At 58.4% G+C, this 13,729-nt stretch carries 13 protein-coding genes; 4 read left to right on the top strand and 9 right to left on the bottom strand.

The features are described from left to right. Positions 1-223 precede the first annotated feature (223 nt). The 7 genes from ACN0VD_RS09415 to ispG all read right to left on the bottom strand — a co-directional run bounded on the left by ACN0VD_RS09415 (position 224) and on the right by ispG (position 7,545). The gene (locus ACN0VD_RS09415; RefSeq protein WP_417593686.1) at positions 224-1,555 is read right to left on the bottom strand and encodes a hypothetical protein; all 1,332 of its coding nucleotides are present in this window, start codon (positions 1,553-1,555) and stop codon (positions 224-226) included. Further along, positions 1,552-2,829 carry a Na+/H+ antiporter NhaA gene (gene nhaA, locus ACN0VD_RS09410; protein ID WP_417593685.1) on the bottom strand — a complete coding sequence of 426 codons (1,278 nt, stop codon included), beginning with the start codon at positions 2,827-2,829 and terminating at the stop codon, positions 1,552-1,554. The genes ACN0VD_RS09415 and nhaA overlap by 4 nt, the downstream gene beginning before the upstream one ends. 100 nt (positions 2,830-2,929) lie before the next feature. Further along, positions 2,930-3,931: an LLM class flavin-dependent oxidoreductase gene (locus ACN0VD_RS09405; protein WP_417593684.1), complete on the bottom strand. Its 1,002-nt coding sequence runs from the start codon at positions 3,929-3,931 to the stop codon at positions 2,930-2,932. After that, a complete protein-coding gene (gene gspN / locus ACN0VD_RS09400) occupies positions 3,928-4,659 on the bottom strand; it encodes a type II secretion system protein N (RefSeq protein WP_417593683.1) in 732 nt (243 codons plus the stop codon). Before gspN ends, ACN0VD_RS09405 begins: the two co-directional genes overlap by 4 nt. 15 nt (positions 4,660-4,674) lie before the next feature. Next, positions 4,675-5,169 carry a thioredoxin family protein gene (locus ACN0VD_RS09395; RefSeq protein WP_417593682.1) on the bottom strand — a complete coding sequence of 165 codons (495 nt, stop codon included), beginning with the start codon at positions 5,167-5,169 and terminating at the stop codon, positions 4,675-4,677. A 121-nt stretch (positions 5,170-5,290) separates the two neighbouring features. Continuing rightward, complete coding sequence (gene yghX, locus ACN0VD_RS09390; RefSeq protein ID WP_417593681.1) at positions 5,291-6,187, bottom strand: YghX family hydrolase; 897 nt, start codon at positions 6,185-6,187, stop codon at positions 5,291-5,293. A 230-nt stretch (positions 6,188-6,417) separates the two neighbouring features. Beyond that, positions 6,418-7,545, bottom strand: coding sequence for a flavodoxin-dependent (E)-4-hydroxy-3-methylbut-2-enyl-diphosphate synthase (gene ispG / locus ACN0VD_RS09385; protein WP_417593680.1), 1,128 nt, complete (start codon positions 7,543-7,545; stop codon positions 6,418-6,420). A gap of 87 nt (positions 7,546-7,632) precedes the next feature. Between ispG and ACN0VD_RS09380 the strand changes: the two genes are divergently transcribed. Then, positions 7,633-8,739 carry an isoaspartyl peptidase/L-asparaginase family protein gene (locus ACN0VD_RS09380; RefSeq protein WP_417593679.1) on the top strand — a complete coding sequence of 369 codons (1,107 nt, stop codon included), beginning with the start codon at positions 7,633-7,635 and terminating at the stop codon, positions 8,737-8,739. A gap of 67 nt (positions 8,740-8,806) precedes the next feature. On the opposite strand, the gene ACN0VD_RS09375 is transcribed toward ACN0VD_RS09380, so the two are convergent. After that, positions 8,807-9,247: an Rrf2 family transcriptional regulator gene (locus ACN0VD_RS09375; protein WP_417593678.1), complete on the bottom strand. Its 441-nt coding sequence runs from the start codon at positions 9,245-9,247 to the stop codon at positions 8,807-8,809. An 87-nt stretch (positions 9,248-9,334) separates the two neighbouring features. Here ACN0VD_RS09375 and ACN0VD_RS09370 point away from each other — a divergent pair, with 87 nt between their 5' ends. The 3 genes from ACN0VD_RS09370 to ACN0VD_RS09360 all read left to right on the top strand — a co-directional run bounded on the left by ACN0VD_RS09370 (position 9,335) and on the right by ACN0VD_RS09360 (position 12,575). Further along, positions 9,335-10,129, top strand: a complete 795-nt coding sequence (locus ACN0VD_RS09370) for a class I SAM-dependent methyltransferase (protein WP_417593677.1) — start codon at positions 9,335-9,337, stop codon at positions 10,127-10,129. Between the two features lie 324 nt (positions 10,130-10,453). Then, the gene (locus ACN0VD_RS09365) at positions 10,454-11,974 is read left to right on the top strand and encodes an acyl-CoA carboxylase subunit beta (RefSeq protein WP_417593676.1); all 1,521 of its coding nucleotides are present in this window, start codon (positions 10,454-10,456) and stop codon (positions 11,972-11,974) included. 340 nt (positions 11,975-12,314) lie between these two features. Next, entirely contained in the window at positions 12,315-12,575 is a 261-nt protein-coding gene (locus ACN0VD_RS09360; RefSeq protein ID WP_417593675.1) for a hypothetical protein, read from the top strand. Between the two features lie 12 nt (positions 12,576-12,587). On the opposite strand, the gene ACN0VD_RS09355 is transcribed toward ACN0VD_RS09360, so the two are convergent. Then, the gene (locus ACN0VD_RS09355; protein ID WP_417593674.1) at positions 12,588-13,679 is read right to left on the bottom strand and encodes an endonuclease/exonuclease/phosphatase family protein; all 1,092 of its coding nucleotides are present in this window, start codon (positions 13,677-13,679) and stop codon (positions 12,588-12,590) included. Positions 13,680-13,729 lie beyond the last annotated feature (50 nt).

Below are 13,729 nucleotides of genomic sequence, written 5' to 3'. Positions count from 1 at the left end.
GCAATGCGCAAGAGGGATTCGGTGGGGCTGTTCGCAATTATTTGGCGAGCATATATAGAGGTGTCTTTCGGGCCCGAATTCGCGGTTTGCCTTGCTCTCTTGAGGGAGAAAGCGAGAGTATTATTCTGGTAAAAAGTTCGTCATCCTGAACTTGGTTCAGGATCCAAGAAGACAGGACGCCTGTTGCCGCTCTGGATACTGGAACAAGTTCCGTATGACCAGATCACTCAACCACCAAATCCCCCGGCAGCACCGGTTCGCTGAGCAACCGCTCCATCGCTTTCCAGCGCCACACCGGCGCGTCGCCCTGCGCCTCGATCCAGTCGCGGACCATTTCCATGCCGAGGCCGTAGTTGATCACATAGCTGCGATATTGCTCGTTGAAATCGGTCATCTGCGCCGCGCGCTCGGCTGAGACCAGCTGGTATTTCTGGTTGAGCGCGATCGCTTCATCCCGCGTGATCTCGCCATCCAGATATTGCTGGGCAATCGTCATCCGCGCGCCGCTGAGTGCCTGTTTGGCGATTTGCAGGGCCCAGTAGGCTGCCGCCGTGTCGGGATCGAGGCCGGCCAGCGGATAAAGCACATCGCGCTCGTAATCCAGCCGTTCCTGGCCGCTGAACGCCAGTTCGATGCCGTAATTGGCCGACCCCTCGGCGATCAGGCTTTGCGGTGAATAGAGCGGATAGACCGAAAATTCCTGCCAGCCGCGGCCTTTGGCCAGATTTTTCTCGAGCAACATATTATAGACATGATGGCCGGGATAGCCTTCATGGCAACCGAGATCGACCGCTCGGCCGATGAAGATCGGCAGGTCGGTGTTGACCTGGATCAGGCTCTGATAATTGCCCTGATAGTAATTATAGCCGCTCCAGCTTTTGCCGGTGACAAATTCCAGCCTGAAATTCTCGCCCTCGGGCAGATCGAAATATTGCGCGGTCCGCGCCTTGCACTCGGCAATCGCGGTGTCGAACACCGCCTGCAGCCGGTCCTTGGGTATGATATAGCCGTTTTCAAACGCCGCCACCCGTTCGCTGAGCGGACCTTCACCGGGGACGATATTCTCGATCTCCTCGAGCACCGGATCAAATTCCGTCAGCGGTCTGAGTTCCGGCGTCACCCCGAACAGCCCCTTGGCTTCCTTGGCAAAAGGGAATTTCTCCTGCTGCATCATCGCATGGCGCGTGAGCGCGGCTTCCAGCTGGGCCGAAAGAAAGCGTTTGCGCGCCTCGACCAGTGGCTCATCGCTGATGGTCAGCGCATCGATGCGGAGCATCAGATCGACAATCGCATTGCCCAGTTCACGCATATCGCGCGGGTCGGTCTTGGCCGTCTCGGCCCATTGCGCCGGGCCGTAATAGGCATCGACATAGCCGGCTTCTTTTTCGCCCAGCGCCAGTGTGAGCTTTACGTAATCATCGGCTATAGAGCCAAGGGCATTCGATGCCTGCAAGCTGACCCTGTCGGTGATGACTGGCGCAGTTGCCGGTGCAGCTGACCATGTACCGGCCGAAATTGTCAGACAGGCAACGGCAATCAGGCCACTGCCCTTCAAAGCGCGTCTTTCAGCTTTTGCGCTTCACCATTGGGCAACGCATCAAGTAACTGCTCCGCCTCCTTCTCGTCGAGCGAGTCCAGATGGCGGTCCTGCGGCGCGAAGCGCAATATGCAGAAACCGATAATCGCGGACAGAACCGATCCGCCGAGCACACCGATCTTCGCTTCCTCGATCAGCAGCGTATTGCCCGGGAAGGCGAGTGCGCCAATGAACAGACTCATCGTGAAGCCGATACCGCAGAGCATCGCCACGCCATAGACCTGCAACCAGCTGGCACCGCCAAGTCGTCCGGCAAAGCCCGTTTTTACCGCGATCCAGACGCTGGCGAAAATACCGATCTGCTTGCCGAGCAACAGGCCGGCTGCGATACCGAGCGGCAGCGGCGCGAAAATCTGTTCCATGCCCAGCCCGCTGAGCGAAACACCGGCATTGGCAAAGCCGAAGATCGGTACGATCAGAAAGGCGCTCCAGGGCGAAATCGCGTGTTCCAGCCTATGCAACGGAGAATTTTCTGCATCCGGGGAAGTCGGTGTCACGACGATCGGGATGACCATCGCCGCCAACACCCCGGCAATGGTTGCGTGAACGCCTGACATCAGCACGGTGTACCAGAGCAGGCCGGCGCCGATCAGATAGGGCCAGAGCTTGAGCACACCGTTACGGTTCATCGTATACATCACGGCCAATATCGCCGCGCTTGCAAGTAGAGCAGCACCGTTGATCTCGGCGGTATAAACCAGTGCGATGATCGCCACCGCGCCCATATCATCGACAATCGCGACGGTGACCAAGAACAGCTTAAGCGAGGTAGGCGCACGGGGCCCAAGCAGCGCCAGCACGCCGATCGCAAAGGCAATATCGGTGGCCGCCGGGATCGCCCAGCCATTGTAAAGCTCGGGCATATCTTTCACGACAAAGAGATAGATCAGCGCTGGAACCACCATGCCCGCCACCGCCGCAACTACCGGCAATCGCCGTCGCTCCCAGGTGTTAAGCCGTCCATCGACAAACTCGCGCTTGATTTCGAGCCCGACGAGCAGAAAGAAGATCGCCATCAGCCCGTCATTGATCCACAAATGGGGCGTCATCGGGCCCAATTTACTTGACAGAACGGGTCCCTTTATCTCGTGAAGGAAATGATGATAGACTTCATATAACGGACTGTTCGCAACAATCATCGCCAGAGCGGCGGCCACCATCAACAATATACCGCCCGCTGCCTCGCTTTTCAGAAAGTCTCTAAGCGCTGAATTAGTACCTGTACGTGGCAATATATCTTCTCCCATAGGGGGCTGTTCCGGAATATCGATTGGCCAGAGTCATGGGCAGGCCTGATGCTAAAATCAAGGCTTGAGTGAAGCGAAATTGTCCCTAGGCAGCGATCAGGTCCCGAACATTGGCGGTGATTGCATAGCTTTTCTCTCGCGCGGCCTGATCAAAGATCGATCCGGAAATGATCAGTTCGTCGGCGGCGGTCCGGTCAAGGAACCGTTCGACTCCCTGCTTTATCCTGTCGGGCGAACCGATCGCGCTGCCCTGCAAAATCTGTTCGAGCATTGACTGGGCCTGCGGTGGCAGGCTCTCGCGATAGCCCTCGACCGGCGGCGGCATTTTTCCCGGATTTCCGGTGCGCAGCGCGACAAAGCTCTGCATCATCGAGCTGGAAAGATATTCTGCTTCCTCGTCGCTGTCGGCCGCGAAAATATTGAAGCCGCACATAACATAGGGCTTGGCCAGCTGGTCGGATGGCTTGAAGTCACGACGGTATATCGTAAGCGCCTCGTCGAGCATCTGCGGTGCAAAATGCGAGGCAAAGGCATAAGGCAGCCCCAAAGCCGCTGCCAGTTGCGCTCCAAACAGGCTGCTGCCAAGTATATAAAGCGGAACATTGCTCCCCTGCCCCGGTGTTGCCTGGATTCCTAGTCGCTCATCGCCGGCAAGAAAGGCCTGCAGTTCCAGAACATCGCGCGGAAATTCATTGGCATCGCTGTTGAGATTGCGCCGCAGAGCCTGTGCTGTCCGCTGGTCCGATCCCGGCGCGCGGCCCAGCCCCAAATCCACCCGTCCGGGAAACAGGGCCTCCAGCGTGCCGAATTGTTCGGCAATCACCATCGGCGCATGATTGGGCAGCATGATTCCGCCGGCACCGATCCGGATGGTCCTGGTCCCCTGACCGATATGCGAAAGCGCCACCGCGGTTGCGGCGCTGGCGATGCCTTCCATGCCATGATGTTCGGCCATCCAGAATCGCTCGTAGCCAAGCGCCTCGCCATGCTGCGCGAGCGCCAGCGACCGGTCGAGCGCGGTTCTTACGTCGCTGCCCAGCGGCACCGGGGAGAGATCCAGTATCGAGAATTTTACCGCCTTGGTCAATTGTCGTTCCTCTGTCCGAGTTGCCCGGCAACCTTGATCGCATAGCCGTCCGGAACATTGCGAAAGCCGAGCGTCGGCAATAGCAACGTCCATGCGCGGTCGCTACCCGAAAGGAACAGCCGCGCAGTATAAAAGCCATTGCCTTCGAGCTTCAGGGTGAGCTGCTCCATGCCGGACCCGCTCTGCAGCGGTAATACCAGCACCCCATCCTGACATGTCGCATTGCCAAGCAAGCCCTGTTTAAGATCCAGCCCCGGAATATTGGCATCCAGCGACATCCGCACCTGCCCGCTCGCGGACTGGCAGCGACCACCGGCGAAGGTGATATTTACGTCCCGCAGGTCGATCGCCGAGGCTGGCAACGGGGCCAGCTGGCGGCCTACGCCGAGCACGGTGGTCACATCCTGCACCAGCAGGCTGTTGCCGGATTTGCCAACCGTCGCGACCAGCCCGTCATCACCGGCGGTGGCCGGTCGCTCCAAGTCCATCAGCAATTTACCGGTCAGCAACGGCAGGAACCGCACACCGGCATCGAGATCACCCAAAGCAAACGGCCCGACTTGCGCGCCCTCGATCCGGCCGTTCCAGACCGATCCGCTGATCGCCTTGGCCGAAAAGCGCGATCCTTCCAGCCCCGCCATGCCTACAGCCAGCCGCAGCGGCAGGAAGAACAGCGCCACGGCGATTACCGCCAGCAGGATCAATATATAGGTCAATGCGCGCGGCACCTGCTTTCCTTCGGCTCAGAGTTCGGGAATAAACTGGTCGAAATAGGTAAAAATATCCTCTTCCGTCCAGCTTGCGGCATTGCGCCATTTCGGTGCCGACTTGCGGTTGAGCAATTCGCCTTTCGGGGACAGCACCAGCACGGTCGGCGTGCCCTTGATCGATTTTATGCCAAAGCGCCGGGCGATATCGATATTCCGGTCCTTCATCCCGACATCGACATAGACCAGCTCATATTTGACCGCCAGCATCGCGGCAAAGCGCGGCTCGGCAAACCAGCCGGACAGGCCACGGCTGTCATGGCACCAGTTGGCGCCCATCACGACGATCACCCGCTTGCCGGACAGTTGCGCCCGGGCAAGTGCTGAATCGACTTGCTCCACCGCATGGGCGGATTCGTCGAACGGCCGGGCTTCGGGGTGGCTGGTTTCGCTCGCCACTGCCTTTGCGGCCTGACTGGCGGGCAAAGCAGACAGGCCCAACACGGCCAGAAATAACAGCAAGAATCTCATCCAGCGGCTATTACACTTCCGGCGGCATGAGGGAACAGGCTTTTGTCAGACCAAGGCCGCGTTTCATGGCCGGGAAGCTGCGAACCATCGCCGCATACGGCAGCGATTGCATCATCCGGGCCTAGTTCCGAAGATGCGTATCGAAAAAGGCCAGCGTCCGCCGCCACGACAGCGTTGCCGCTTCCTCGTCATAGCGCGGAGTCGTGTCATTGTGGAAACCGTGGTTCACATCGGGGTAGAAATGCACGCTATATTCTTTCTGGTGCTCGGAAAGAGCCGCCTCATAGGCTGGCCAGCCTGCATTGATCCGCTCGTCATTACCGGCATGATGGATCATCAGCGGTGCCTCAATCGCCGGAACGTCAGCGGCTTCCGGCTGGCGTCCGTAATAAGGCACCGACGCGGCAAGATCGGGATAGGCCACCGCCAGCGCATTGCACACGCCTCCGCCGTAGCAGAAACCGACTGCGCCAACCTTGCCGGTCGATCCGTCATGATCGCGCAGAAATTCAAAAGCGGCGAAGAAATCTTCCATCAGCTTGGCGCCGTCCAGCTTGGCCTGCATTGTTCGTCCGTCGTCGTCATTGCCGGGATAGCCACCCAGGGGTGACAGGCCGTCGGGTGCCAGCGCCAGATAGCCGGCCTTGGCCACCCGCCGTGCGACATCCTCGATATAGGGGTTGAGACCGCGATTTTCGTGAATTACCAGCACAGCAGGCAGCTTGCCCGTCGCTCCCGCCGGTTTCGCCATCAGCGCGTTGATCTTGCCGTGTCCTTCGGCGCTATTGTAGCTGATCCGCTCGGCCGTGATCGCCGGATCATCCGGCTCGACCTGCGCCGCCCAGGCATAATTGGGCTGCAACTGATCCAGAATCATCGCCCCGGTCACGCCCGCAGCGGCAAATTTCCCCGCCTGCCTGATAAAGTCCCGCTTCGAGATCATGCCGTGCACATAGCCGTCGAAAATCTCGAGAATATGGGGGTGAAAGTCACTTGCGCGCTTGCGGGTCGAAGTCATGCTGGATCATCCTTCAGCGAAAATTTGTCAGGAAACTCGTCCGAGCATAGCATAGAATGGATTTTTGCAAATCCCGTTCGTGCTTAGCCTGTCGAAGCGCCTTGCTCCTCGTAACGCTGATGAAGCGCAGGCCCAGAGAGGCCCTTCGACAGGCTCAGGGCGAACGGGGAATATCTTCGGCGTTGGTTGGAAAAGCATAGGCTGGCGAGCGATCCTGTCCGTATGGCACCTCAAGCCGCTTCGCTAATCCCTGCCTCGATCTCCGCCGCCTTCGCCTCGACCAATTTCACGATATGATCGACCATATCCTCATCCGCCACATGGTGGTCGGTGACACCGGACAGATAGACCATATGCTTGCCCTTGCCGCCGCCGGTGATACCGATGTCGGTTTCGCGGGCCTCGCCCGGGCCGTTGACGACGCAGCCAAGCACCGAGAGCGATAAGGGCGTGCGGATATGTTGCAGCCGTTCTTCCAGCGTCTGCACCGTGCGGATCACGTCAAAACCCTGCCGCGCGCAACTGGGGCAGCTGACCACGCGCACACCTCGGGTTCTCAGACCAAGCGCCTTGAGCATCTCATAGCCGACGCGCACCTCTTCTTCGGGCTCCGCCGACAGGCTCACCCGGATCGTGTCGCCGATTCCGGCCCAGAGCAGATTGCCCATGCCGATCGAGCTTTTCACCGTGCCGCCGATCAGACCACCCGCCTCGGTGATGCCGAGATGCAGCGGACAATCCACCGCATCGGCGAGCTGAGAATAGGCCGCGACGGCAAGAAACACATCCGACGCCTTCACCGCCACCTTGAACTCGTGAAAATCATGGTCCTGCAATATCTTGATATGATCAAGCGCGCTTTCGACCAAAGCCTCGGGACAGGGCTCGCCATATTTCTCGAGCAGATCCTTTTCCAGACTGCCCGCGTTCACGCCAATACGGATCGCACAGCCGTTGGACTTTGCCGCGTCGATAACTTCGCGCACCCGCGCCGAAGAACCGATGTTGCCCGGATTGATCCGCAGACAGGCCGCGCCCGCCTCTGCCGCCTCGATCCCGCGCTTATAGTGAAAATGGATATCCGCGACGATCGGCACGTTGCTGGCGCGCACAATCTCTTTCAGCGCCGTCGTGCTTTCGACATCGGGACAGGACACCCGGATGATATCGACACCCGCCTCTTCACAACGGCGAATCTGGTCGATCGTCGCCTTGGCGTCGGACGTAAGCGTATTGGTCATCGTCTGCACGGTAATCGGCGCATCGCCACCGACCGGAACATCACCGACCATGATCTGGCGGGATTTGCGCCGATCAATATCGCGCCAGGGTCGCAGCGACGGATTATTTGAGGTCATATTTTTGCTCTTGTAAGAAGGGCCTGTTTGCCGGACATATAGGCTGTTCGCGAAGAAATGATAAGAGCCAATCGGGAGAGACGTCTGATGATCCGTTATTTACTGAACCTGCTTGGGCCAACGCTGCTGCTTTCGACCATGGCGACGACTGCAAACGCGCAGGACGGGATCGAAGAGGAAGCCCGCTGGTCAATCGCCATTCACGGCGGTGCCGGGACAATCGATCGAGACAAGATCACGCCCGAGAAAGACGCCGAAATCCGCGCAGCACTGAATCAGGCACTTGAGGCAGGTTCCGCCGTTCTCGAGGACGGTGGCAGCGCGATTGATGCTGTCACAGCCACCATCATCATTCTCGAGAACAACCCCAATTTCAACGCCGGCAAAGGGGCGGTCTTTACCTGGGACAAGACCAACGAACTGGACAGCAGCATCATGGACGGCAGCGACCTGTCGGCTGGCGCGGTCGCCGGGATCAACGGCACCAAGAACCCGATATTGCTGGCCCGCGCGGTCAAGGACCATAGTCCGCATGTGATGCTGTCCGGCGAAGGCGCAAACCAGTTCAGCCGCGAACAGGGGCTGGAACAGGTGTCACCGGATTATTATGCCACTCCCTATCGCCTGAAACAGATCGACGACCTGCGCGCCAAAAAGGTCAGCGCCGCCGATGTCGATTATAAATTCGGTACGGTCGGCGCCGTGGCGCAGGACCGCGATGGCAATATGGCAGCCGGAACCTCAACCGGTGGCATGACCGGCAAGCGCTGGGGCCGGATCGGGGACAGCCCGATCATCGGTGCCGGGACCTATGCCGACAACCGCAGTTGTGCGATTTCAGCGACCGGATCGGGCGAATATTTCATTCGCCTCGGCGTCGCCCACGAAATCTGCGCCCGCATCCGGACGCGGTGGCAAATGGCGATCAGGGAAGCCCAGCTGACCGTGCCAAAAGACAAAGATGACAATTACACTTACGTCATTCACGCCAGCGAATTTCAACTGCCCGATGAGGAAATCCAGCAGATCGCGGATGATGTGATTGCGGAACTCGGGGCGCTTGGTGGGGATGGCGGGATTATCTACGCGACACCATGGAGTCAGGCCGGTTACAGCTTCAACACCACCGGCATGTATCGCGGGAGAGCCACCAGCGAGGGTGAGCAAAGCGTCGCGATATACGGGGATGAGTGAATAGTTATATTTCTTCCCTGCAGCGCAGCTTGGGAGATGGCAGCGCGATGCGGCGATCGAAGGTCAGCTAGTTGGCCCCTTGAATCTCGCGAAGCCGAGCGTCGAAACCCCGGCTCAGTTCGGCAAGGCTGACCGCACCCAGCCGCTTCACCAACAAAGCCTCAGCCTCGTGCAAGACATCTTCCACCGCTTCATTGACAAGCTGTTCCACCGCGCAATCCGGATTTGAGTGCTCGTTCCCGATCACGAATAACCTTGGTCCGCCGACTGCGCGGTGGACGTCAAGCAATGACAGCTTCTCAAGATCGCACGAGATCACCCAGCCCCCGCCATGTCCCTTTTCCGAGCGGACATAGCCCGCGTCGCGCAACCCCGCCATCGTCCGGCGAACGACGACCGGATTGGTCGAAAGCATTGCCGCAATCGCCTCCGAGGTCATCGGTCCGTCGTGGCGTGCCATATGCAGCAGCACATGAAGCATTCGGGAGAGACGGCTGTCGTTTCGCATCCTCTAATCCTTCACATCATTATCGCCATTGGCAAGTGCATTAAGTCATGATACTTATTAAGTTACATGATTCGTGGAGAATATTAAATGCCGGAGATTGAAACACCCCCGTTCGAAAACCCGGACCACTGGGACAAAGCGGCACGCCAGTATCGGCAGACCGCGCATATCTTTACCTCTCGGTTTGCCGAGGATGCGCTAGTGCGCGTCACGTTGACGCCGCAGAGCCATGTACTTGATGTAGCAGCGGGAACCGGCGCGCTTGCATTGGCGGCAGCGCGAACGGGAGCCCATATATTGGCAACCGACTTTTCCCCCGGGATGGTGGCGTGCATCGCCGAGGCAGGACTACCCAATGTCGAGGCCCGGACAATGGACGGACAGTCGCTCGATCTGCCGGATGAGACGTTCGATGCGGTCTTCTCGATCTTCGGCGTGATCATGTTCCCCGATTGGCGCAAAGGCCTAGCGGAGATGCGCCGCGTAACCCGTCCGGGCGGCTATGGGGTGGTTGCGACGTGGCAGGACCAAGGTGCAGCAACCTTTCTGCTGCTTGGCCAGATACGGAAAAAATTGTTTCCCGACCGGGCAGGAATAGCGATGCCTCAGGCTATTCAGGCGCTCAGCAATCCGGACGATTTCGCCCGCGAACTAGTCACTGCCGGCTATCGAGATCCCCGGATCGAGAGTGTCACGCACGATTATCTACTTGATTTAGCGGCGCTCGACGATCCCGACACATTATTTGGCATGTCACCGGACTGGGTCAGCCTGAGCAATGCAGAAAAGGCGAAAGTCATCGCAGAAGTGCGGATTATGGCTGGCGATCGGCCGGACTTGCCAATCCCGTCAACGGCTTTGATTGCCATCGCAAAACGGTGAGTCAGAACTGTTCGATTTGAATCGAAAAATTGCTAGGCTGCCAACTTGGCAATTTCCCGCTTCCCCTCGCTTAACCACTCGGTTAAACCCATGACATGATATCGCAACCGGCCACCACCTGATGACGCTGTCCTACATTGCGGGATCGCGCTATATTGGCCGCATGACGGACGCGCCATCAAATTATCTGATCAGGGCCGCTTTTGCGGAAGTTCACACTAGGCGGCAAGACAGCCATCCACGACCCCTAGTTTTCTGCTGGCTCCAGCCAAAGGTCACAGAAAATAAAGCCCTGCATAACTGTAAAGCTGACCGGACCAAAATATGACATGGAAACCCGAACTCGAAGAACTGGCCGAGCGCCAGCGGCTCGCCGAAAAAATGGGCGGCGAGGAAAAAGTCTCGCGCCAGCATGGCCGCGGTAAGCTCGACGCACGGGCGCGGATTGCGGGAATCGTCGATGAGGGCAGCTTTCGCGAGATCGGCAAAATCGCCGGGCGCGGGACCTATGCCGAGGACGGGACGTTTGAGGATTTTGCGCCGAGCAACCTGATTTTCGGTCGCGCCAATATCGAGGGCCGCCCGGTAGTCGCCTCTGCAGATGATTTCACCGTCCGTGGCGGCGCTGCCGATGCGGCGCTGCACCGCAAATTCACCCAGTGCGAGAAAATGGCGCATACATTGGGCATTCCGATGATCCGGATGATCGACGGCACCGGCGGCGGTGGCTCGGTCAAATCGCTGGAAGATATGGGCTTTACCTATGTCCCTGCGGTTCCCGGCTGGGAAGATATAATCAAGAACCAGGATACGGTTCCGGTGGTGGCCCTGGCGCTCGGACCGACCGCGGGCATGGGCGCGGCGCGCACTGTCGCCAGCCATTATTCGATCATGGTGAAGGGACTATCCCAGATTTTCGCCGCCGGCCCGGCCGTGGCTGCCGCTATTGGCGATGATCTCAGCAAGGAACAACTGGGCGGCTCCGACATCCACACCACCAATGGCGTGGTTGACGAAGAGGTCGCCAGCGAAGCGGAAGCCTTTGTCACCGCCCGCAAATTCCTGTCCTATCTGCCGAGCAACGTGAACCAGCTGGCCGCCCGCACCGAGAACTGGGATCCGGTCGACCGCAGGGATGAAAGCCTTCTCTCCGCCGTGCCGCGCGCCGACAAGCAGGTCTATTCGATGCGCAAGATCATGACATCGGTCTTTGACGAGGGATCGGTGTTCGAAATGGGCAAACGCTGGGGCCGCGCAGCGATCACCGCCTTTGCCCGTCTCGACGGCTGGCCGGTGGCGGTGCTCGCCAATGATCCGTCTTTTCTCGGCGGGTCATGGGAAGCCAAGTCTTCCGAGAAAGTCGAACGGTTCGTCAAGCTGGCCGGGCAATTCCATCTGCCGGTCGTCCATCTGGTCGACAATCCCGGCTTCATGATCGGCGGCGAGGCCGAGCGCACCGGCACCATCCGCTATGGCGTGCAGGCGATGAACGCGGTCTATAGAGCGACCGTACCCTGGGCCAGCGTCATTGTCCGCCGCGCCTATGGCATCGCCGGCAGCGCGATGAGCAATGCCGAGAATTTCCAGTACCGCTTTGCCTGGCCCAGTGGCGACTGGGGTTCGCTACCAATCGCCGGCGGTCTGGAGGTCGCCTACAAGAGCGATATCGAAAGCGCCGAAGATCCAGCCGCGCGGCTGGCAGAGATCAAGGCGAAGCTCGACAAGGTCACCTCGCCCTTCCGCACCGCCGAGCAGTTCAGCGTCGAGGATATCATCGATCCGCGCGAGACGAGACCGCTGTTGTGCGAATTTGCCGATCTGGCGTGGGGGAAACTGAACGCTTAGCCAGCGGCACTGTGCGGACTCGCCGACCGGGGCGTGACGACGGCTGATTCGGTCCTGTTTTGATCCGGACACCGCATTAATATTATCCTTCAACCCTCTCCCTTAATCCCCTGGTTCAATTCGGGACTCACTCGCTAAATTATTCCGGCCTAAAATCAGATAGTTGGTCAGAAATGTGACAATGATCACCGAAAGATGGCGAATTACTCCTATCGATTTTGAAAGAAGCCGATATCATTTCATCTACCAAAACAAACGGTTCATCGCTGGTACAGCAACGAAATGCCATTTGAAGCGAAATTAACGAAACAGGTTTGGCACAATAAAGAAGGAAGAAACGATGTACTTATCGCCAAGATCATTCATCAATCAGCCTGCTCACGCATTGGCCGAACAGGACAATCAGCGGGGCTATCAGCCGCTCTATCATCTCGATATCGTCAACCGCTGCCCCGGTTGCGGGAAATCAAGCTGGCATGTCGGGCGGTTCAGCGCCGAATGCGCGCATTGCGAGACTGCACTGCCACTAGCGATGGTTGCCAGCCAGCCGATGCAGCCACGCTTTACCGAGCATTTCAGCAAAACTGCGATGGCGGCCTGACCAATATCGGCCTCAGTCTGATTTCAAACCGGCCAGATAGGAAGCCGCCGCATTTGACTTGATCCGCACCCACATTGGTTTGTGGTCGGACAGTTGATAGGTGCGCCAGTTTCCCTTGTAATATTTGGTGAGGGCAGCGCCCTGCTTGTCCTTGCCACCCGCCTTCTTGCGCAGCTCGGTTTCATATTCGAGCGTATCGCCATCGCGGAATACCGATTTGTAGATTTCAAAGATCCCGGCATTGGCTTTCTTCGGATCGTCGGTCTGGCGGTCGATGAAGCTGAGCGTATCATCGTCGGTCATGAAGGCAATCTGGTCATAATATTTGCTGAGATCGAGATTGGATGGCCGGTTGAGCGCATTGGGAATCCGGAAGCCGTGCCGTTTCAGTGCGGTCATTGTCTCATGGTCCGGGTGGACAATATTGAAATCGCCCAGCAAGATCAGCGACCGCCCCTCTTTCTTCGCCTGCTCGGCCCGATCGCCGAAATAATCGGCGACCCGGTCAATCTCCTGCACTCTTTCCTGCAACTTCGAGCCCGACGAGGAGCCGTAGAACAGATGCACGGTGCAAATATCGAACTTGAACCAGCCGGACTGGAAGGCGGTGATGAATGGTGAGCGCCGGAACTGCTTGCCCTGATAAAGCTCTCCGCCCTCTCCGGCAGTATCGTCGGTGATCAGCATGTCGGTCGGCAGGACGATTTCGCCGGCAATATTCTGGAACCGCACCTTGCGCTTGTCATAGAGATAGAGCAGCCGCTCTCCGCCGCTGCCGAGCTTGTGATGGGTTTTGTCCGAGGCGATAAAATCGTAATCCGGCCCAAGCCGGTCCATCACCGCGCGCCAGTCGTCGAGATCGACCACCTCCTGCACCGCAACAAAGTCGAAGCGCGACAATATCTCGGCGATATACATCAGACTTTCCGGCAGCCTTCTGACCTTACCGAAATTGCGGATATTCCAGGTCGCCAGCAACAGCGTCTGCTCGCTGTCCTTGTCCGGCACTTCCCGGTCAAGCTGACTGATCAGCCGCTCTAGATTCCCGACAACGCGCGCCCGATCGCTTTTCGGGATATATTTTAGATAATAATATTGCGGCATTTGCTTCTCCGGCGTTCAGGAACAAAAACACGCGACCATATTCTCTTTGC

It is taken from the genome of Parasphingorhabdus sp., from assembly GCF_048267785.1.
In the GTDB taxonomy this organism is placed as follows: Bacteria; Pseudomonadota; Alphaproteobacteria; order Sphingomonadales; family Sphingomonadaceae; genus Parasphingorhabdus.
The sequence above is the reverse complement of the archived record's forward strand: the minus strand, read 5'-3'. Positions and strand labels throughout refer to the sequence as shown.